This is a genomic window from Klebsiella sp. HMSC09D12 (assembly GCF_001808475.1).
Classification (GTDB): Bacteria; Pseudomonadota; Gammaproteobacteria; order Enterobacterales; family Enterobacteriaceae; genus Klebsiella; species Klebsiella oxytoca.
Genome location: NZ_KV793496.1, coordinates 20717 through 38537, shown reverse-complemented (window position 1 = coordinate 38537; position 17821 = coordinate 20717). Strand labels below are relative to the sequence as shown.

Sequence of the window (17821 nt, the reverse complement as noted above, 5' to 3'; positions counted from 1 at the left end):
GAGGCAATTGCAATATCTCTGTGAACTTACACACACGGGAGGCGAGGAATGCCGCAAAAGTATCTGTTGTTTAGCTTAATAGTGATTTGCTTCACTATTTTATTATTTACCTGGATGGTGCGTGATTCGCTGTGTGAATTACAGCTCAGACAGGGGAATATTGAGCTGGTGGCGTTCTTAGCCTGTGGGATTAAAACGTAAGAGACGGTGGCGGAGAGCGATCTCCGCCATTCTTACGGCGTGAAGCATTCTCAAGGCACCCTGTTTTTTTCATCAAATAAATAATTTGCCTCCTGTTTTCAGGAGGCTTTTTTTTACCGTTTTGCCATCCGGTGAAAAAACAGGCTTGAAATTCATATCAGGGTGTGGCTATCCTATGGCCCGACGAATCCCTCGTCTTACTGGAGAGCACGCGCCAAATGAACAAACACGACTGATGAATCTCATGCCTTGCTTAGCGCTATTGGCGAACAGGGGAAGTATTGATTTCATTCAGGAGTGCTTATGGCTCATTGTGCCCAGATCCCCTCTTTTATTTTGCATCAGGTCACCTGTCACTTTGCGACAGGAGATACCCTTTTTGGTCCGCTGAATTTATCGCTGGACTCCTCTCTTTGCGGCCTTGTCGGGCGCAACGGCGTCGGTAAAACCCGGCTTTTACGCTTGCTGGCGGGCCATGACACGCCGTCTGGCGGCCACATCGAGCGCATGGTTTCCGTGAGCTACGTTGCTCAGCTGCGGGATAGGGCTTCAGAGATGACACTGGCGGAATTGCTGGGCCTGGAGTCCATTTTCGCTGCTTTCGCTCGCCTTGATCGAGGGGAGGGACGAAGTGACGATCTTGAACGTCTTGATGGTTTTTGGGATCTCCCGGATCGTCTGGATACGGCGTTTCTTGCGGCTGGCTTAGGTACATTTTCTCCTGCACGGCCCGCCTCTTCGCTGAGCGGCGGTGAAAGAGTGAAGGCGCAGCTTTGCGGGGCATTCCTGTCCGACGCCGATTTTCTTCTGCTTGATGAACCCACCAACCATCTCGACCGTCCGGGACGCGAGTGGCTGTACCAGCAGCTTAAACAATGGCGCGGCGGGGCGCTAATTGCCAGCCATGACCGGGAGTTATTAGCGGTCATGCCGCGTATCCTTGAGCTGACGCCTGCGGCTTTGCGTCGCTACGGCGGCAACTATGCGGATTATCAGCAGCAGCGTGAGCTGGAACAGCAGGCGGCTCGCTCCGCGCTGGATCATGCCGTCGCTGAACGGCGCCGTACCCGCGCGCGGATGCACAAAGAGCACGATGCCTGCCAGCGGCGTTCCGCGCAAACGTTACGCACCGTCGATACGCTAAATATCGCGTCATTCGAGCGGGTTGACTGGAAAGGCGCGGCAAAAGAACGTCCCGGCAGCCTGCAGCGTCAGCATCGACAGCAAAATGGCGCCCTTAACAACGCGGTAGTACAGGCGCGGGAGAGAGTGGAAGAGGAGAGCCCGGTGATGTTTACGTTACCTGGCAACCGGATAGCCGCGGGAAAACAGGTGCTGGAACTGGATGCGGTGCGGTTGGCGCATACGATGTTGGCACCGCTGAGCTGGCGGATGGATGGGCCAATGCGGGTGGCGCTGCGTGGTCCCAACGGCTGCGGTAAAACCACGTTGCTGAAAACGCTGCTGGGTCAGGAGCAGCCGATCGCTGGACGCTGCCGCTTATCGGTTAACGCGGCGTATCTGGACCAGCATCTGACCCAGCTGGACCTGTCATTATCGGTTATGAAGCACCTGAACCTCGGCGATACGCCCTTAGAAGAAGGCGCGTTGCGTAGCCAGCTGGCGCAGCTACAGCTGGGGGCGGATAAAGTCGATCTGCCGCTATCGGCCCTGAGCGGAGGCGAGAGACTGAAGGCGGCGCTGGCCTGCGTACTCTGGCGGCGTGATGCCACGCAGCTTCTGCTGCTGGACGAGCCCACGAATCATCTCGATTTGGCATCCACTCAGGCGATTGAAAAAGCGCTGGCCCGGTTTCCCGGTGCGATGCTGGTGGTCTCGCATGATGAAGCTTTCTTGCAGGCGCTGAAGCTGTCCCACAGTCTGACATGGCGGGAAGATGGCTGGTGCTTTGAGAGGCTATAAAAGAAATCCGCCATTTACGATGGCGGTGACCTACGCTGCAAATAAAAAAATCCCCGCCGTATGGCAGGGACTTAGAATTTTGAGCTTTTTAAGCTTACAGGCTGGTTACGTTGCCAGCTGCCGGGCCTTTAGCGCCGCTTTCGATGGTGAAGGAAACTTTCTGACCTTCGTCCAGAGATTTATAGCCATCGTTCTGGATAGCAGAGAAGTGTACGAACACGTCTTTAGAACCATCGTCAGGAGTGATGAAGCCAAAGCCTTTGTCAGCGTTGAACCATTTTACGATACCAGTCATTTTACCGGACATAGTGAATTACCTTTAAAAAAATAAATGAGCCTTGCGGCGTTACGGTCTGGACTACAGATTTAAAGCGATAAAGGGAAAGTTCACTACCGGGGTATCAACGGATAACCTTTGAAGGACTGCTCTATTCGAATGCTCTGTGGTCTTTACTTCAAACCTGCGAGCATTAACGCATTTTCACGTCGTGATAGCAAACTTTTTTTTCGTTGGCTTGAAAACGGTCCTTTAGCAGGACCGCTAGCCGAAACCTATAAACGCTAAAATTATGAATCAATAAGCTGTCTTGAAAGCTGCGGATTGGCCTGTATCAGGCGCATCAGCTTAAGCTCCGTGGGCGAAGGCCGTACGCGTCTTGACTCCCACTCTTGTACCATTGCTACGCTGACGCCCATGGCGTTGGCAAAATCATCTATTTTCAGCCCGGTACCTTTGCGTAGCTGGTCAAATTCAATGCATGCGGCGGGCTTACGCGTCAGGGAGGCCGCCTGAGCCTGATCTTTAAAAATAATTTGTTCAAGGTTGCTCAGCAGTTCAAATGCAGGATCTTTATATTCCATTGAGGACTCCTCTCTTTCATACGGCGGAGGGTGAATTATGTAGAGCCTCTTAAGAATAGTCGGAAAAAAAGCCCAGGAATGATTACCCTGATAATTATTTATCACCAGAGGTTCTTCAGGTCCGTTGCAGACGCTATAAGGTGCTGAAAAGTAATAGAGAGAGCAGTTAAGCAAATTATTGTAAACAGGTCAGAAGAAAAGCAGAAATGGCCAGCGCGCGCCCGCTGGCCGGTGTATTACGCCTTTTGCAGCTTCTCCACTTCGCCTGGCGCAGCCGCAGGTTGCCGCTGACCCAGCTTATATTTCACCAGCAGGGCGATGGCCGACAGAAATGCCGGGATAGCCAGCAGGGAGAAAATTGTTTCGAAAGAGAGCTGGGCCTGCATCAGGAATGCGCCGCTAAACGCCCCGAGAATGCCGCCAAAGCGGCCAATACCCAGCATCCAGGCCACGCCGGTTGCGCGTCCCTGAGTGGGATAGAAGCCGGCAGCCAGCGCCGGCATCGACGATTGCGCGCCGTTCATAATGCTGCCGGCGATAAATACCATAATCCCCATCAGCAGCAGGTTATGGGTTGAGAAACCGACCAGACAAACAAAGACCCCCGTCAGCAGCCAGCCTACCGCCACGACTTTGTTTGGATTGAGCTTATCCATCAGCGCGCCGAGAATGAGTACGCCAATGCCGCCACCCAGCGGGAACAGCGCGGTGATAATGGAGGCCTGGCTCATCGTCGCCCCGGTTTCGCGGATGAGCAGCGGCAGCCAGCTGGTCAGTAAATAGAAGATCAGCAGGCCCATAAAGTAGGTCAGGCAAAGCATCACGGTGCCGACGGCGTAGCGCGGAGAAAAAATCACGCCGATGGACGATTTCTCTTTTACCTGGCCCGCTTCGCGTAGCTCAAATTCCGCCTGCTCAGGAACAGGTGCGATGCGGCGCAGGATCGCGGCGATACGCTGCGCAGGCTGGCGTTTGACCACCATATAGCGCGCGGATTCCGGTAGAAAAAAGATCAAAACGACCGCCAGCAGCAGCGGCATTACGCCACCGAGCACCAGCACGCTTTGCCAGCCGTAATGGGGGATCATCCAGGCGGAGAGAAAACCGCCCAGCGAGGAGCCCATTGGAAAGCCAACGAACATCAGATTGACCATTAGCGCTCTGCGGCGCTCAGGGGCATATTCGCTCATCAGCGTCGCGGCGTTCGGCATGGCGGCACCCAGCCCAAGGCCGGTGAGAAAACGCAACAGCGTTAGCTGATTAAGGCTGGTAGCAAAGGCGGTCAGCAGGCTGAAGCCGCCGAAAACCACAATGGACAAAATCAGAACTTTTTTGCGCCCAACGCGATCGGCGAGCGGTCCGGCGGTCAGCGCGCCGACGGCGAGCCCGACTAAGGCGGCGCTCATCACCGGGCCTAACGCCGATTTTTCGACGCCCCATTCCTGTACCAGGTCAGAGGCGATAAAGCCGATTATCGCGGTATCGAATCCGTCCATCGCGACGGTGATAAAACATAAGGCCAGAATCATCCACTGGTATTTCGTGAAGGGATGTTCATTGATAAAAGCCTGAATATCGATGGTTGTTTTCTTCATGCGGCATTCCTGGCAGGCAGAGCGGGGGACAGAGATATACCCGTCATACTTCAAGTTGCCTGTGCGTTGGCTTCGCTCGTTCACCCCAGTCACTTACACCAGTAAGCGCCTGGGACTCTCTCACTTGCCGCGTTACGCGGCTTAAGGCCTCGCCCCTTACGGTGCCAGCGCAAGCGCTGTTCAAAACGGTTAACCGCTTTGTCCCGCAACTCGAATTACTTGGGGTATCGATTATTGTTATCTCCCTCGCGGTCGTTGATGTTGTTTGTGCGATTATCGAACAAAGAGCCGTTAATCGCTCATTTAATAAAATCATCGAACGGCGGTTCAGGCAATGCAGGCGAAAAGGGAAGCGTGCGATTATCGTCCACTTTGCGACGTGGGCAGAAAAGAGAATAGTTTAATAATAGTAAAATCAAATAGTTAAGCGTTTCGCTCGAATGCCGGATGATAGCGGTAATTGTGATGAACTTAACAGCCGACGCGACTGACCGCTAAAACGCTAAAAAGCCGGCTTTCAGGGAGGAAGATTGTGAGGAAAAGGTATCCTGCAAGGCCGACCTGGACTATCCTTGTCAGCGTCTGGCACGTGTGTGTCTGTTTGCGCTTTTTTTGGCTGAAAGGAGTAAAAAAATGGCGACAGGAAAGTCCTGCTCTCGCTGGTTTGCGGCTATTGCGGCCCTGTTAATGGTGGTTAGCCTGAGTGGGTGTTTTGATAAAGAAGGCGATCAGCGCAAAGCGTTCATCGATTTCCTGCAAAATACGGCAATGCGTAGCGGCGAACGTCTGCCGACGCTGACCGCCGATCAGAAAAAACAGTTTGGGCCTTTCGTTTCCGATTATGCGGTGATTTATGGCTATTCACAGCAGGTAAGCCAGGCGATGGATGCGGGTTTGCGTCCGGTGGTGGATAGCGTAAACGCGATCCGCGTACCGCAGGATTATGTCACCCAGCGCGAGCCGCTGCGTCAGGCAAACGGCGCCCTCGGCGTACTGAGCCAGCAGCTGGAGAATGCAAAAATGCAGGCGGATGCCGCTCACGGCGCGCTGAAGCAGGGGGACGATCTCAAGCCGGTCTTCGACCAGGTGTATAATAAAGTCGTGACCGCGCCGGCGAATGCGCTACAGCCGCTTATTCCGGCCGCTCAGGTCTTTACCCAGCAGCTGGTGCAGGTAGGCGATTTTATTGCTCAGCAAGAATCCCAGGTTAGCTTTGCGGCGAACGGTATTCAGTTCCCGACTTCGCAGCAGGCCAGCCAGTACAATACGCTGATTGGCCCGCTGGCCGCTCAGCACCAGGCCTTCAACCAGGCGTGGACGGCAGCTGTTAACGCGACTCGTTAATGGCTCTGATAGCCCGGGCAAGGCTTCACCTTCGCCCGGGTTTTCTTTTTCCCCTTCTCACTTCACCTGCGGATTCACGCAGTTCTTTTCCACTTTACCGTTCAGAGCATCAATCAGGTTATCCACCGCGCAGGCCGCCATGTTATAGCGGGTTTCATGCGTTGCGGAGCCAATATGCGGCACGGCAACAACGTTCGGCATAGTCAGCAGCGGGGAGTCTTTCGCCAGCGGCTCTTGTTCGAAAACGTCCAGTCCAGCGGCGTGAATAACCCCTTCCTGCAGCGCGGCAATCAGCGCCTTTTCGTCCACTACCGGACCGCGCCCGGCGTTAATAAAGATGGCGCTGGACTTCATTTTGGCGAACTGTTCTTTGCCGAACAGATGATAAGTCTCGTCGGTCAGCGGTAGGATCAGGCAGACAAAATCCGCTTCCTGCAGCAGGGTATCGAGATCGCAATAGCGGGCGTTAAAGCGCTCTTCCGCCTGCGGGTGCTGGCGGCGGGCATTGTAGAGAATCGGCATACCGAAGCCCGCGTGGGCGCGCTGGGCGAGCGCCATCCCGATACGCCCCATACCCACGATGCCGAGGGTTTTATGATGCACATCGTTGCCAAACCAGTCCGGACCGATGCTTTTGGTCCACTCCCCGGCCTTCACGCGGTTGGCCACCTCAACCACCCGACGCGCGGTGCTCAGTACCAGGGCCATTACGGTATCGGCGACGGTTTCGGTCAGCACGGTCGGGGTGTGCATCAGCAGCACCTTACGCGCATTCAGCGCATCGACGTCGAAGTTATCGTAACCGACGGAAATGGTCGAGGTCGCACGAAGCTTGGGCATTTTCTCCAGTAACGCGGTATCGACTTTTTCGCTGGAACCCAGCAGGCCAACCGCTTCAGCGAACGCGTCGGCGTGCTGCGAAACGGTCTCCGGACGCAGGTTTTTCACCTGAGTGACGGTAAAGTGTTGTTCCAGACGCTGTTGCAGGTCGTCGGGAAGCGTTTTGTAGAGAATAACTGACGGCTTCATGCGGTTCTCCGTTGCGTTAAGGTTTCAGGCGTGACGTGCGCCAAGCGGAAGTTTTTGATTATTAGCAGGCTTAACAATCAAAGTAAGCCATACCGAGACGAAAAGCGCCACTCCCATGAAAATGTACGAGGCTGCGGGGCTGCCGGTAGTGCCGTTCAGGTAACCGACAAACCATGAACCGAAGAACGAACCCAGCGCGCCCATGCTGTTAATCAGCGCCATGGCGCCGCCGGCGACGTTGCGCGGCAGCATCTCAGGAATGATGGCGAAGAACGGCCCGTAGGGGGCGTACATCGCCGCGCCGGCAATCACCAGCAGGGTGTACGAGATCCAGAAATGGTTGGCGCCAACGGCCCAGGAACCAATAAAGGCGAAGGCGGCAATCAGCAGCAGCGGCCAGACAAACAGCTTGCGGTTCTGCATTTTATCAGAGGCCCAGGAGACTACGATCATCGCGATGGTCGCCGCCAGATAGGGAACCGAGGAGAGCCAGCCGACTTCGACCATGCCCATATTCTCGCCGCCGCTGCGGATAATGGACGGCAGCCACAGAACGAAACCGTAAACCCCGATGCTCCAGGCGAAATACTGCATGCACAGCAGGATAACATTGCGCGAGCGGAAGGCTTCGCCGTAGTTGCGCACCGGTTTGATACCCTGCTGTTCACGCTCCAGCTGCTCCTGTAACGCGGCTTTTTCACTTTCCGCCAGCCAGTTGACCTGCGACGGTTTATCTTTTACCAGCACCCACCAGCAGAAGGCCCAAATTACCGCCGGAACCCCTTCAATAATAAACATTTCCCGCCAGCCGAAAGCCTGGATGAGATAGCCGGATACGACCGACATCCACAGCACCGTCACCGGGTTACCGAGGATCAGGAAGGTATTGGCGCGGGAGCGTTCAGATTTCGTAAACCAGTTGCTGATGTAAATCAGCATCGCCGGCATGACCGCAGCCTCGACAACCCCAAGAATAAAACGAATCGCCGCCAGCGCGGGGATATTGTGCACCATCCCGGTCAGCGAGGCGCAGGCACCCCAAAGGATCAGACAGATAAAAATCAGTTTACGTACGCTGCGGCGTTCGGCGTAAATCGCGCCGGGGATCTGAAAGAAGAAGTAGCCGAGGAAGAACAGCGCTCCCAGCAGGGAGGAGATACCTTTGGTGATCCCCAGGTCTTCGGTAATACCGGCCGCCGAAGCGAAGCTGAAGTTAGCGCGGTCGAGGTATGCCAGGCTATACGTGATAAACACGATAGGCATGATGTACCACCAGCGTTTTGTTGCATTCGTTGAACTATTCATAGGTTTGCCTCTGTAATTGAGGTGACGCTCATCATAGAAAAGATTCGTTACGCCGCGCTGCATGTAGGGTACAGAACGGCCTGACGTTGTGCTGAATCTGTTTACTCGCCCAGCGCCTCGCGCGTGGGTAAGCCTTCGCTATCGCCCTGAACCTGAATGGCCAGGGAGCCAATTTTATTTCCACGTTTTACCGCCTGCTGCAGCGGTTTTCCTTCCAACAGGGCGCTGATGACCCCGACGGCAAAACCATCGCCCGCGCCGACGGTATCGACGACGTTATCCACTTTTATTGCCGCGACGGCCCCCTGTTCGCCATCGGCGGTTTTATACCAGGCGCCATCGGTTCCGGTTTTAATGATGACCGCGCGAACACCGTGGCGGAGATAAAAGTCCGCAATAGCTTCCGGCGTTTGCTGGCCGGTCAGAATCATGCCTTCTTTTAAACCCGGCAGAACCCAGTCGGCCTGGAAGGCGAGCTGGTTAAGCTTTTCCACCATTTCGGCTTCGCTTTTCCACAGCACCGGCCGCAGATTGGGGTCGAACGAAATGGTTTTTCCCTGCGCCTTCATGGTGCGTGCCGCGCGATCCAGCAGGGCGTATGAACTTTCCGACAGCGCGGCGGCCACGCCGCTTAAGTGCAGGTGGCGGGCGCTGGCGAAGTACGATTCGTTAAAGTCGTCCGGCGAAAGATGGCTGGCGGCGGATCCTTTACGGAAGTATTCCACGATGGGATCGGTTCCATTTTCAACTTTAGATTTCAGCTGAAAGCCGGTAGCGTAGCGGCTATCGGTGCTCACGCCGCAGGCGTCGATCCCCTCCTTCGCCAGCGTATTGAGGACGAAGCGGCCAAAGCTGTCCGCGCCAACGCGGCTTACCCAGCCGACGCTTAAGCCGAGGCGGGCCAGACCGGTCGCGACGTTCAGCTCCGCGCCCGCCACGCGCTTCATAAAGTGTTCTACATCGGCCAGCTCGCCGGTTTCGGTGGCGACAAACATCGCCATAGCTTCGCCTATCGTGATGACATCTAATGGTTTTTGCATAACTTAATCCTCACGTAACAGCTTGACGTAGCGGCGGGTCACGGCCGTCAGGTCATGGCCAGTCAGCGGAAATTCGATCCCCCGCGGGGCATCGGCGGGCAGGTTGTTGAGCAGCGCCAGCCAGCGTGCGGAGGCCTCATCCGGCGGCACGGCGCGAAACTGCGAATGGTGCGGCTCAGCCGCCTTAACATGAATATAGCTAACGGCCGGGGCCAGGTGGCGAGCAGCCTCTTCCGGCGAGTCGCCGACCCATAGCCAGTTGCCCATATCAAAGGTGAGGGTGATCGGCAGCTGATTAACCCGGCAGGCGGCTTTGAAGCGCTGCATCGGCGCCAGCTGGCCGCAGTCGGTTTGGTCGTTTTCCACCACCAGCGCCATCCCGCTCTCCTGCAGAATTTCGCGCAGAGCTTCGAGGTCATCGTGGTGGCTAAAGTGGCCCAGCGAGAGCTTCAGCCACAGCGCGTTGAGCGTTTGCGCTTCCTGCAAAAAGTCGCTAAGACGCGGGTTGAGCGAGCCGTCTGCGGCAAACAGGGCTTCCGGCGCGGAATAGCAGACCAGCAGGCCGCGCCGCTCAATGTCGGCCGCTAATTCCGCCAGGCGGGACAGTTCATCGGGGGTGAACAGTTCGCGGCGGATCTCTACGCCATCGGCGCCGGAACCGGCGATAAACGGCAGGACGGCGGACTGCCCGCCCAGTGCTTTAACGTGGTCATTCCCGTACGCGGCGGTAACGACAATAATCTTTCTGGCCATCCCAATACTCCCGACGATTATCTGATGCGTTGCTTATTACGCTAGATGGTATCGGTTCCAAAGCAAAGGCCAGGATGTCTGATTTATGATCGCCATCACGAAGGATCGCTAGCGGGAGGTTGAGCCTCTGACGATCAGCTCTCCGGAAAATACCCTTTCGCAGACCGGGTCGGTGCTGCCTTCAATCCGGCGCACCACCTGCTCGACGGCGGCGAAGCCAATCTGCCAGGTCGGCTGTTTGAGCGTAGTAATCCCCACGCCCGCCAGCTCGGCCCACTCCAGTTCATCGAAGCCCAGCAGGCCGATATCGCTGCCCCAAATCAGGCCAACGCGTTTCAGGGAGCGTGCCACCTGCAGCGTCAGCGCGCCGTTGGCGGAAATTACCGCCTTACGCATGCCGCGATGGTGGGAGTGGAAATGACGCAGGACGTTATCCAGCATCGCGCCATCGTTCAACGGCACTTCGGCGTTTTCCGCGACGATGCCGGTATGGCGCTGGAGCGTCTGGCGAAACGCGCTCAGGCGCTCGCGACGGGTATTGACTGAGCCAAGGGGCTCGCTGAGGAACAACAGCGCTTCGAAGCCTTTCTCCACCAGATGTTCGGTGGCCGTGGTGGCGGCCTGGGTATTATCGAGGCCGACGACATCGCAGGCGAATTCCGGAATCTTGCGGTCGATAAGCACCATCGGCAGCGCCGACTGCTGCAGGCGGTTAAGGCCATCCTCGCGCATCCCGACGGCGTTGACCACAATCCCCTCGACCTGGTAGCTGCGCAGCAGGTCGAGATAGTGCAGTTCCTGATCCAGCTCGTTGTTGGTATTACATACCAGTAGGGTGAATCCCTTTTCACGACAGGCCGCTTCAATACCGCTGAGCACGTTGACGGAGTAGGGATTGGTAATATCGGCGATGATCAGGCCGATCAGTCGGGTGCGGCCATGCTTCAGGCCGCGGGCCATCAGGCTGGGACGATAGTCGAGCTCGGCAATGGCTTTTTCAATGCGTCCCAGCAAATCGTCGGAAAGCAGGTGCTTCTCGCCGTTCAGATAGCGTGAAATGCTGGTTTTGCCGGTCTTTGCGGCTTTCGCCACATCGCTAATGGTTGCTCGCGCCGCTTTCGCCATGGTGGCTTCCTTTGCTGAAATCTGCACACACCTTAACGCGAAAATCCGCTATATCAAGCATTTTGCCCGGCGATTCGCCGGGCAAAGGGGGAGGTTACTGCAGCGGGCTGAGGGTAATTTCCACGCGGCGGTTCTGCGCTTTCCCTTCCGCCGTGCTGTTGCTGGCGATGGGGTTCGCCGGACCCATGCCGGTCGTGCGGATGCGACTGGCCGCTACGCCCTGGGTGATAAGCGCGCTGGCGACGCTCTCCGCGCGCTGCTGAGAAAGACGCATATTCAGATCCTGGCTACCGGTACTGTCGGTATAGCCAACCACGTTAACCGCGGTTTTCTCATACTCTTTGAGCACCATTGCCACCCCGGTCAGGGTATTGGCGCCTGCCGGTTTGAGATTGGCGCTGCTGCTGTCGAAGGTCACATTGTTTGGCATATTCAGTACGATATTGTCACCGTTGCGCGTCACGCTTACGCCGGTCCCCTGCATTTTGTCGCGCAGCTTCGCTTCCTGCACGTCCATGTAGTAACCGATGCTGCCGCCCAGCGCTGCACCGGCCGCTGCGCCAATCAGCGCGCCTTTGCCGCGGTCATGTTTGGAAGAGGAGAGCACGCCGACGCCTGCGCCGACCAATGAACCAATGCCCGCGCCGATCCCGGATTTACCCGCTTCGCGTTCGCCAGTGTAGGGGTTGGTGGTACAGCCAGAAATGACCAGTGCGCCGCTAACGATAGCCGCAATCATGAGTACGCGTTTTTTCATCTTAATTCCTTAATCCTTTTTATTCTTTGCCACAGCGACCGTGACGGTTGATTATGACGCCCGAAGCCGGAGAAAATTCCGCAGAGAGCATCTCAATTTGTAAATAACATTGAACGGCTGAATAACTTGTCGTCACTACACCTGCTATCGCTGACCAGGAGCCCGTTTTGCCAACCTCATCTGCCACCAAAACTATTCTGACCGCCGCCCACTGGGGACCCATACTGGTCGAAACCGATGGTGAAAACGTCATCTCGTCGCGCGGAGCGCTTGATACGCCTTTCGCCAACTCCCTGCAAACTGCCGTGCGCGATCAGGTGCACAGCAAAACTCGGGTACGTTACCCGATGGTGCGTAAGGGCTTCCTCGCCTCGCCAGAAAGCCCACAAGGCGTGCGCGGGCAGGACGAGTTTGTGCGGGTGAGCTGGGAGCAGGCGCTGGATCTGATTCACGTTCAGCATCGACGCATTCGCGACAGTTATGGCCCGAGCGCCATCTTCGCGGGTTCCTACGGCTGGCGTTCTAACGGCGTGCTGCACAAAGCGGCGACGCTGCTCCAGCGCTATATGAGCCTGGCGGGCGGTTATACCGGGCATCTGGGCGATTATTCCACCGGCGCGGCGCAGGCGATCATGCCGTATGTGGTTGGCGGTAATGAGGTTTATCAGCAGCAGACCAGCTGGCCAATGGTGCTGGAACATAGCGATGTGGTGGTGCTGTGGAGCGCTAACCCATTAAATACGCTAAAAATTGCCTGGAACGCTTCCGATGAGCAGGGCATCCCGTGGTTCGATCGTCTGCGTCAGAGCGGGAAGCGGGTGATCTGCATCGATCCAATGCGATCGGAAACGGCGGAATTCTTTGGCGACGCGGCGGAGTGGATCGCCCCGCATATGGGCACCGACGTGGCGCTGATGCTCGGTATCGCCCATACGCTGGTGGAAAACGGCTGGCAGGATGAGGCGTTTTTGGCCCGCTGCACCAGCGGCTATGACGTTTTCGCCCGCTATCTGACCGGGGAGAGCGACGGAACGGCCAAAACGGCGGAATGGGCGGCGGCGATCTGCGGCATTAGCGCGGAGAAAATTCGCGAACTGGCACAACTTTTCCACGAAAACACCACCATGTTAATGTCCGGCTGGGGAATGCAGCGCCAGCAGTTTGGCGAACAAAAGCACTGGATGCTGGTGACCCTTGCCGCCATGCTCGGCCAGATTGGCACCGAGGGCGGAGGCTTCGGCCTCTCCTATCACTTTGCCAACGGCGGCAACCCTACGCGCCGCGCGGCGGTGCTGGCCTCAATGCAGGGCAGTGTGGCGGGCGGTACCGATGCAGTGGAAAAAATCCCGGTCGCGCGCATCGTTGAAGCGCTGGAAAACCCCGGTGCGTCTTATCAACATAACGGTATGGAACGCCGCTTCCCGGATATCCGCTTTATCTGGTGGGCGGGCGGCGCCAACTTTACCCATCATCAGGATACCAATCGCCTGATCCGCGCCTGGCAAAAGCCGGAGCTGGTGGTGATTTCCGAATGCTTCTGGACCGCAGCGGCGCGCCATGCCGATATCGTCCTGCCTGCGACAACCTCATTTGAACGCAACGATATGACGATGACCGGCGATTACAGTAACCAGCATCTGGTGCCGATGAAGCGGGTGGTCGCGCCGCGCGATGAAGCGCGCGATGATTTCGAGGTCTTCGCCGATCTCAGCGAGCGCTGGGAAGCGGGCGGGCGGGAGCGCTTCACTGAGGGTAAAAACGATCTGCAGTGGCTGGAGACGTTTTACCAGATTGCCGCCCAGCGCGGGGCGGCGCAGCAGGTTTCCCTGCCGCCGTTCGCCCAGTTCTGGCAGGACAATCAGTTGATTGAAATGCCGGAAAATCCTGAAAACGCGCGTTTCGCCCGCTTTGCCGCCTTCAGGGCCGATCCGCTGGCGAATCCGCTGAAAACCGCCAGCGGAAAAATTGAAATTCACTCGCCGACCATCGCCGGGTTTGCTTATGCGGATTGCCCGCCGCATCCTATGTGGCTGGAGCCGGACGAGTGGCACGGCAATGCGCAGGCAGGCCAGCTTCAGGTGCTTTCCGCGCATCCGGCGCATCGCCTTCATAGCCAGCTCAACCAGACGTCGCTGCGCGAACGGTACGCGGTGGCGGGCCGTGAACCGTTAACCCTTCATCCGCAGGATGCGCAGGCGCGCAATATTGCCGATGGCGATCTGGTGCGGGTATGGAATTCACGCGGTCAGGTGCTGGCCGGCGCAGTGGTAACCGAGGGTATCCGTCCGGGGGTTATCTGCCTGCATGAAGGGGCGTGGCCGGATCTCGACGCTCAGGCGGGTATCTGCAAAAATGGTGCGGTAAACGTGCTCACCAAAGATATTCCCACCTCGCGGCTGGGCAACGGCTGCGCCGGAAATACGGCGCTGGCCTGGCTGGAAAAATATACCGGACCCGAGCTTACGCTGACGGCATTTGATCCGCCGACCAATGCATAATCCAGGTTGGATGCTGGGTTTCATCCTGCCATGCGCAGTCTTCAATGCGGAAGCCTTGCGCATGGTAGAAATTTACCGCCTGAACGTTTTTCTGATATACCTCGAGGCTGAGCCAGCCGTAGTGTTTTTTGACTTCGCCGATTAGCGCGCTGCCGATACCCTGTCTGACGGCGTCCGGCGCAACGAACAGCGCGCCGATGAAGCGGGATTCCATTACGCTGATAAAGCCCTTCAGCATGCCATCCTGTTCCCATACCCAGGTTTGGGCGGCGGGCAGATAAACGTCGCGCACTATCGCCAGGCTATCATGCCAGTAGCTTTCGGCGATAAACGGGTGCGCGTGGATCGTACTTTCCAGCCACAGCTCAAGCAGCGGGCCGGTTTCGCTAGCGTCCCAGTGGTGAATCATCCTGGCCTCCTGTGCGACAGAAACAGCCGGTGACGTGGTCATTGACCAGACCGCAGGCCTGCATAAAGGAGTAGCAGATAGTGGAGCCGACAAACTTAAAGCCGCGTTTTTTCAGCGCTTTCGATAGCGCGTCAGAAGCGGGGGTGGTTGTCGGGATCTCCGCCAGCGTGGCGGCGGTCGTCACCTGCGGTTGATTGTCGACGAACGACCAGACGAAATCTGCGAAAGGTTCGCCATTTTCTTCCATTGCCAGGAAGGCGCGAGCGTTGCCGATGATGGCCTGGATTTTACCGCGGTGGCGAATAATACCGGCGTCGAGAAGCAGACGTTCAATATCTTCTTCACCCATCGCGGCGACGCGAACCGGGTCAAACTGGTGAAAAGCGTTGCGGTAGTTTTCACGCTTTTTCAGCACGGTGATCCACGATAGTCCGGCCTGCTGGCCCTCAAGGCAAATCATCTCAAACAGCTTACGAGGATTCTTTTCCGCAACGCCCCACTCGCTATCGTGATACTCAATGTATAAAGGATCCTGACTGACCCATCCGCAACGTTGCATCTGCCTCTCCCTTTTGTCATAAAAATCAGTCGTTCAACTTGACGGCTGAAAGATAAAGATAATAGTTAATACAGGGTTATTATTCCCACAGCAGGAATAGGGCACCCCATAAAAAAACACAGCAACTTTGCCGTTTCGGCTCTTTTTGGAGTCGCATTAATGATAATAAAGAAATGCAATGGCCTCCGGGGATTCCTGGTCCCGGCGTGCGTATCCGTCTGGGCGTCGTGTGTTGCCGGTGCGAATGCCTGGCAACAGGAATATATCGCTATCGATACAAAAAGTAATACAGCGGAACGCTATACATGGGACAGCGATCACCAACCGCGCTATGAAGATATTCTCGCGGAGCGGATAAATGCGGCCGACGATCCTCCAGGACTGGCATTTAATAAGGCAGTATCCCCGGCAGATAGCGCTCGTGGGATGAGCGTCGGCTGGAATTTCTCTCTGCTCGAGGGCATGACGTCCGGTCCGGTAGCCAGTTTACATTCCGATTTGACTTCGCCGCCGCTTAGCCGAAATGCCGCCGGAGCCGGCTATGTGAATACGCTGGGCTGGCGGGTCGATTACCAGAAATTATGGGGCGTACATCCGTGGGCGCAGGTGAGCTATAACCAGGGATTAACGACGGATTCTGGCGGGCCGAATCGCGCGCAGGATGGCGCCTGGCGGGACGTGACCTTTGGCGCGGATATGTCGCTTAACCCCCATATAGCCGCCTGGGCGGCGCTATCGCAGGCGGATAATGTGCCCTCCGGGGAAAACTATCTCTATTTAATGGGCGTGAGCGCCAATTTTTAATTTATTTGTATCATGTTTTATTTAATTTATTAACGTATCAGTTACAGCATTGACGCATCTTGCAGCGATAGTGGACACTAACTTTGCAGTAAATATTTAAGGCGTGAATGTTTTGCAATGTCATTCATTCCGTCTTTTATGCATTTCATTCCGCAGTAGCGGCAGCTCATGCCTTTTTTCCCCAGGCTTACAGGGGACTTCGTTATGGTGGCGGCAGTTAATTATTCAGGACAACTGCTATGAACGCTGCAAACCGTCAATACACCCGCTGGCTCACGCTGCTCGGCACTATCATTACGCAATTTGCGCTGGGATCGGTTTATACATGGAGTTTGTTCAATAGTTCCCTTTCCGCCAAGCTGGACGAACCGGTAAGCCAGGTGGCGTTCTCATTTGGCCTGCTAAGCCTTGGTCTGGCGCTCTCCTCATCCGTGGCGGGTAAATTACAGGAACGTTTTGGCGTCAAACGCGTCACCATGGCGTCAGGCGTTCTGCTGGGCCTCGGTTTCTTCCTTACCGCTCATTCAAACAGCCTGATGATGCTGTGGCTGAGCGCGGGCCTGCTGGTGGGGCTGGCGGATGGCGCCGGCTATCTGCTCACGCTGTCAAACTGCGTCAAATGGTTCCCGGAACGTAAGGGGCTGATCTCCGCCTTTTCCATCGGTTCTTATGGGCTTGGCAGCCTGGGCTTTAAATTTATTGATTCCCATCTGCTGGCGACGGTCGGCCTTGAGAAAACCTTTATTATCTGGGGCGCAATCGTGCTGGTGATGATTGTGTTCGGCGCGACGCTGATGAAAGACGCACCGAACCATACCGCTACCGCCAACAACGGCGTCGTCGAAAACGACTTCACCCTTGCCGAATCGATGCGTAAACCACAGTACTGGATGCTGGCGGTAATGTTCCTGACCGCCTGCATGAGCGGCCTGTACGTGATTGGCGTGGCGAAAGATATTGCCCAGGGGATGGTGCACCTTGATGTGGCGACGGCAGCTAACGCGGTTACGGTAATCTCTATCGCTAACCTTAGCGGTCGCCTGGTGCTGGGGATCCTGTCTGATAAAATGTCCCGTATTCGAGTGATTACCATCGGGCAGGTTGTTTCGCTTATCGGTATGGCGGCGCTGCTGTTCGCTCCGCTGAACGCCACCACTTTCTTCGCCGCCATTGCCTGCGTGGCCTTTAACTTCGGCGGTACGATTACCGTCTTCCCGTCGCTGGTCAGCGAATTCTTTGGCCTCAATAACCTGGCGAAAAACTACGGCGTGATTTATCTCGGCTTTGGTATCGGCAGCATTTGCGGTTCCCTGATTGCGTCCCTGTTCGGCGGTTTCTACGTGACCTTCTGCGTCATCTTTGCGCTGCTGATTCTCTCCCTGGCGCTATCGACCACCATCCGCCAGCCGAAAAGTGAGATTTATCACGAAGCGCATGCCTGAAACCGGGCGTTATCGTGGTCTCGATGATTAATCACCTAAGCTAATAGTGCCAATCCAACCAAATGTTTTGTAAATGTTTGGTTGGATCACATTCCCTCCTGATACTTTTCCCTTCCGCTGTGGTCTACTTAGCGCGCATTGTAGAGGTTTCTTATAACCAAGCTAAACGCACTTTA

General features: G+C 56.2%; 17 protein-coding genes. 6 read left to right on the top strand and 11 right to left on the bottom strand.

The annotated features are described in order from the left end of the window. Window positions 1-48: 48 nt before the first annotated feature. Window positions 49-201 carry a type I toxin-antitoxin system toxin HokA gene (hokA, locus tag HMPREF3178_RS20680; protein ID WP_004106778.1) on the top strand — a complete coding sequence of 51 codons (153 nt, stop codon included), beginning with the start codon at window positions 49-51 and terminating at the stop codon, window positions 199-201. A gap of 303 nt (window positions 202-504) precedes the next feature. After that, window positions 505-2124, top strand: coding sequence for an ABC-F family ATP-binding cassette domain-containing protein (locus HMPREF3178_RS20675; RefSeq protein ID WP_017145255.1), 1620 nt, complete (start codon window positions 505-507; stop codon window positions 2122-2124). Between the two features lie 94 nt (window positions 2125-2218). Here the strand turns inward: HMPREF3178_RS20675 and cspA are convergent, their stop codons facing one another. The 3 genes from cspA to HMPREF3178_RS20660 all read right to left on the bottom strand — a co-directional run bounded on the left by cspA (window position 2219) and on the right by HMPREF3178_RS20660 (window position 4580). Continuing rightward, window positions 2219-2431 (bottom strand): transcription antiterminator/RNA stability regulator CspE, encoded by a 213-nt coding sequence (cspA, locus tag HMPREF3178_RS20670; RefSeq protein ID WP_000014594.1) that lies wholly within the window; start codon window positions 2429-2431, stop codon window positions 2219-2221. Between the two features lie 260 nt (window positions 2432-2691). Continuing rightward, on the bottom strand, window positions 2692-2985 hold the full coding sequence (locus HMPREF3178_RS20665; RefSeq protein WP_004106774.1) for an HTH-type transcriptional regulator: 294 nt from the start codon (window positions 2983-2985) through the stop codon (window positions 2692-2694). Window positions 2986-3221: 236 nt separating this feature from the next. Continuing rightward, entirely contained in the window at window positions 3222-4580 is a 1359-nt protein-coding gene (locus HMPREF3178_RS20660; RefSeq protein WP_004106772.1) for an MFS transporter, read from the bottom strand. Between the two features lie 633 nt (window positions 4581-5213). Between HMPREF3178_RS20660 and HMPREF3178_RS20655 the strand changes: the two genes are divergently transcribed. Then, complete coding sequence (locus HMPREF3178_RS20655; protein ID WP_004106769.1) at window positions 5214-5924, top strand: DUF3053 domain-containing protein; 711 nt, start codon at window positions 5214-5216, stop codon at window positions 5922-5924. 57 nt (window positions 5925-5981) lie between these two features. Here the strand turns inward: HMPREF3178_RS20655 and ghrB are convergent, their stop codons facing one another. From ghrB to HMPREF3178_RS20625, 6 genes are all read right to left on the bottom strand, one after another. Next, the gene (gene ghrB / locus HMPREF3178_RS20650) at window positions 5982-6953 is read right to left on the bottom strand and encodes a glyoxylate/hydroxypyruvate reductase GhrB (protein ID WP_016807724.1); all 972 of its coding nucleotides are present in this window, start codon (window positions 6951-6953) and stop codon (window positions 5982-5984) included. A gap of 24 nt (window positions 6954-6977) precedes the next feature. Next, window positions 6978-8258 carry an MFS transporter gene (locus HMPREF3178_RS20645; RefSeq protein ID WP_004106766.1) on the bottom strand — a complete coding sequence of 427 codons (1281 nt, stop codon included), beginning with the start codon at window positions 8256-8258 and terminating at the stop codon, window positions 6978-6980. A 101-nt stretch (window positions 8259-8359) separates the two neighbouring features. Next, the gene (locus tag HMPREF3178_RS20640) at window positions 8360-9298 is read right to left on the bottom strand and encodes a sugar kinase (protein ID WP_017145256.1); all 939 of its coding nucleotides are present in this window, start codon (window positions 9296-9298) and stop codon (window positions 8360-8362) included. A gap of 3 nt (window positions 9299-9301) precedes the next feature. Beyond that, on the bottom strand, window positions 9302-10051 hold the full coding sequence (locus HMPREF3178_RS20635) for a sugar phosphate isomerase/epimerase family protein (RefSeq protein WP_016807725.1): 750 nt from the start codon (window positions 10049-10051) through the stop codon (window positions 9302-9304). 108 nt (window positions 10052-10159) lie between these two features. Beyond that, window positions 10160-11176 carry a LacI family DNA-binding transcriptional regulator gene (locus HMPREF3178_RS20630; protein WP_004106759.1) on the bottom strand — a complete coding sequence of 339 codons (1017 nt, stop codon included), beginning with the start codon at window positions 11174-11176 and terminating at the stop codon, window positions 10160-10162. A gap of 94 nt (window positions 11177-11270) precedes the next feature. Continuing rightward, entirely contained in the window at window positions 11271-11933 is a 663-nt protein-coding gene (locus HMPREF3178_RS20625) for an OmpA family lipoprotein (RefSeq protein WP_017145258.1), read from the bottom strand. 167 nt (window positions 11934-12100) lie between these two features. Here HMPREF3178_RS20625 and HMPREF3178_RS20620 point away from each other — a divergent pair, with 167 nt between their 5' ends. Continuing rightward, window positions 12101-14431 (top strand): molybdopterin guanine dinucleotide-containing S/N-oxide reductase, encoded by a 2331-nt coding sequence (locus HMPREF3178_RS20620; RefSeq protein WP_017145259.1) that lies wholly within the window; start codon window positions 12101-12103, stop codon window positions 14429-14431. On the opposite strand, the gene HMPREF3178_RS20615 is transcribed toward HMPREF3178_RS20620, so the two are convergent. Beyond that, a complete protein-coding gene (locus HMPREF3178_RS20615) occupies window positions 14394-14840 on the bottom strand; it encodes an N-acetyltransferase (protein ID WP_016807727.1) in 447 nt (148 codons plus the stop codon). The two genes, HMPREF3178_RS20620 and HMPREF3178_RS20615, sit on opposite strands and share 38 nt — an antisense overlap. Next, complete coding sequence (tag, locus tag HMPREF3178_RS20610) at window positions 14818-15399, bottom strand: DNA-3-methyladenine glycosylase I (RefSeq protein WP_004106751.1); 582 nt, start codon at window positions 15397-15399, stop codon at window positions 14818-14820. Before tag ends, HMPREF3178_RS20615 begins: the two co-directional genes overlap by 23 nt. A gap of 159 nt (window positions 15400-15558) precedes the next feature. Here tag and HMPREF3178_RS20605 point away from each other — a divergent pair, with 159 nt between their 5' ends. Further along, on the top strand, window positions 15559-16203 hold the full coding sequence (locus tag HMPREF3178_RS20605) for a lipase (protein WP_017145260.1): 645 nt from the start codon (window positions 15559-15561) through the stop codon (window positions 16201-16203). A gap of 239 nt (window positions 16204-16442) precedes the next feature. After that, on the top strand, window positions 16443-17645 hold the full coding sequence (locus HMPREF3178_RS20600) for an L-lactate MFS transporter (protein WP_017145261.1): 1203 nt from the start codon (window positions 16443-16445) through the stop codon (window positions 17643-17645). The last annotated feature ends 176 nt before the right edge of the window (window positions 17646-17821 follow it).

What these genes read in the sequence shown, in the direction of transcription:
- ghrB (WP_016807724.1), bottom strand. Translation starts at nt 6,953, where the DNA reads ATGAAGCCGTCAGTTATTCTCTACAAAACGCTTCCCGACGACCTGCAA.
- HMPREF3178_RS20675 (WP_017145255.1), top strand. Translation starts at nt 505, where the DNA reads ATGGCTCATTGTGCCCAGATCCCCTCTTTTATTTTGCATCAGGTCACC.
- HMPREF3178_RS20640 (WP_017145256.1), bottom strand. Translation starts at nt 9,298, where the DNA reads ATGCAAAAACCATTAGATGTCATCACGATAGGCGAAGCTATGGCGATG.
- HMPREF3178_RS20615 (WP_016807727.1), bottom strand. Translation starts at nt 14,840, where the DNA reads ATGATTCACCACTGGGACGCTAGCGAAACCGGCCCGCTGCTTGAGCTG.
- cspA (WP_000014594.1), bottom strand. Translation starts at nt 2,431, where the DNA reads ATGTCCGGTAAAATGACTGGTATCGTAAAATGGTTCAACGCTGACAAA.
- HMPREF3178_RS20635 (WP_016807725.1), bottom strand. Translation starts at nt 10,051, where the DNA reads ATGGCCAGAAAGATTATTGTCGTTACCGCCGCGTACGGGAATGACCAC.
- tag (WP_004106751.1), bottom strand. Translation starts at nt 15,399, where the DNA reads ATGCAACGTTGCGGATGGGTCAGTCAGGATCCTTTATACATTGAGTAT.
- HMPREF3178_RS20665 (WP_004106774.1), bottom strand. Translation starts at nt 2,985, where the DNA reads ATGGAATATAAAGATCCTGCATTTGAACTGCTGAGCAACCTTGAACAA.
- HMPREF3178_RS20630 (WP_004106759.1), bottom strand. Translation starts at nt 11,176, where the DNA reads ATGGCGAAAGCGGCGCGAGCAACCATTAGCGATGTGGCGAAAGCCGCA.
- HMPREF3178_RS20600 (WP_017145261.1), top strand. Translation starts at nt 16,443, where the DNA reads ATGAACGCTGCAAACCGTCAATACACCCGCTGGCTCACGCTGCTCGGC.
- hokA (WP_004106778.1), top strand. Translation starts at nt 49, where the DNA reads ATGCCGCAAAAGTATCTGTTGTTTAGCTTAATAGTGATTTGCTTCACT.
- HMPREF3178_RS20660 (WP_004106772.1), bottom strand. Translation starts at nt 4,580, where the DNA reads ATGAAGAAAACAACCATCGATATTCAGGCTTTTATCAATGAACATCCC.
- HMPREF3178_RS20605 (WP_017145260.1), top strand. Translation starts at nt 15,559, where the DNA reads ATGATAATAAAGAAATGCAATGGCCTCCGGGGATTCCTGGTCCCGGCG.
- HMPREF3178_RS20655 (WP_004106769.1), top strand. Translation starts at nt 5,214, where the DNA reads ATGGCGACAGGAAAGTCCTGCTCTCGCTGGTTTGCGGCTATTGCGGCC.
- HMPREF3178_RS20625 (WP_017145258.1), bottom strand. Translation starts at nt 11,933, where the DNA reads ATGAAAAAACGCGTACTCATGATTGCGGCTATCGTTAGCGGCGCACTG.
- HMPREF3178_RS20645 (WP_004106766.1), bottom strand. Translation starts at nt 8,258, where the DNA reads ATGAATAGTTCAACGAATGCAACAAAACGCTGGTGGTACATCATGCCT.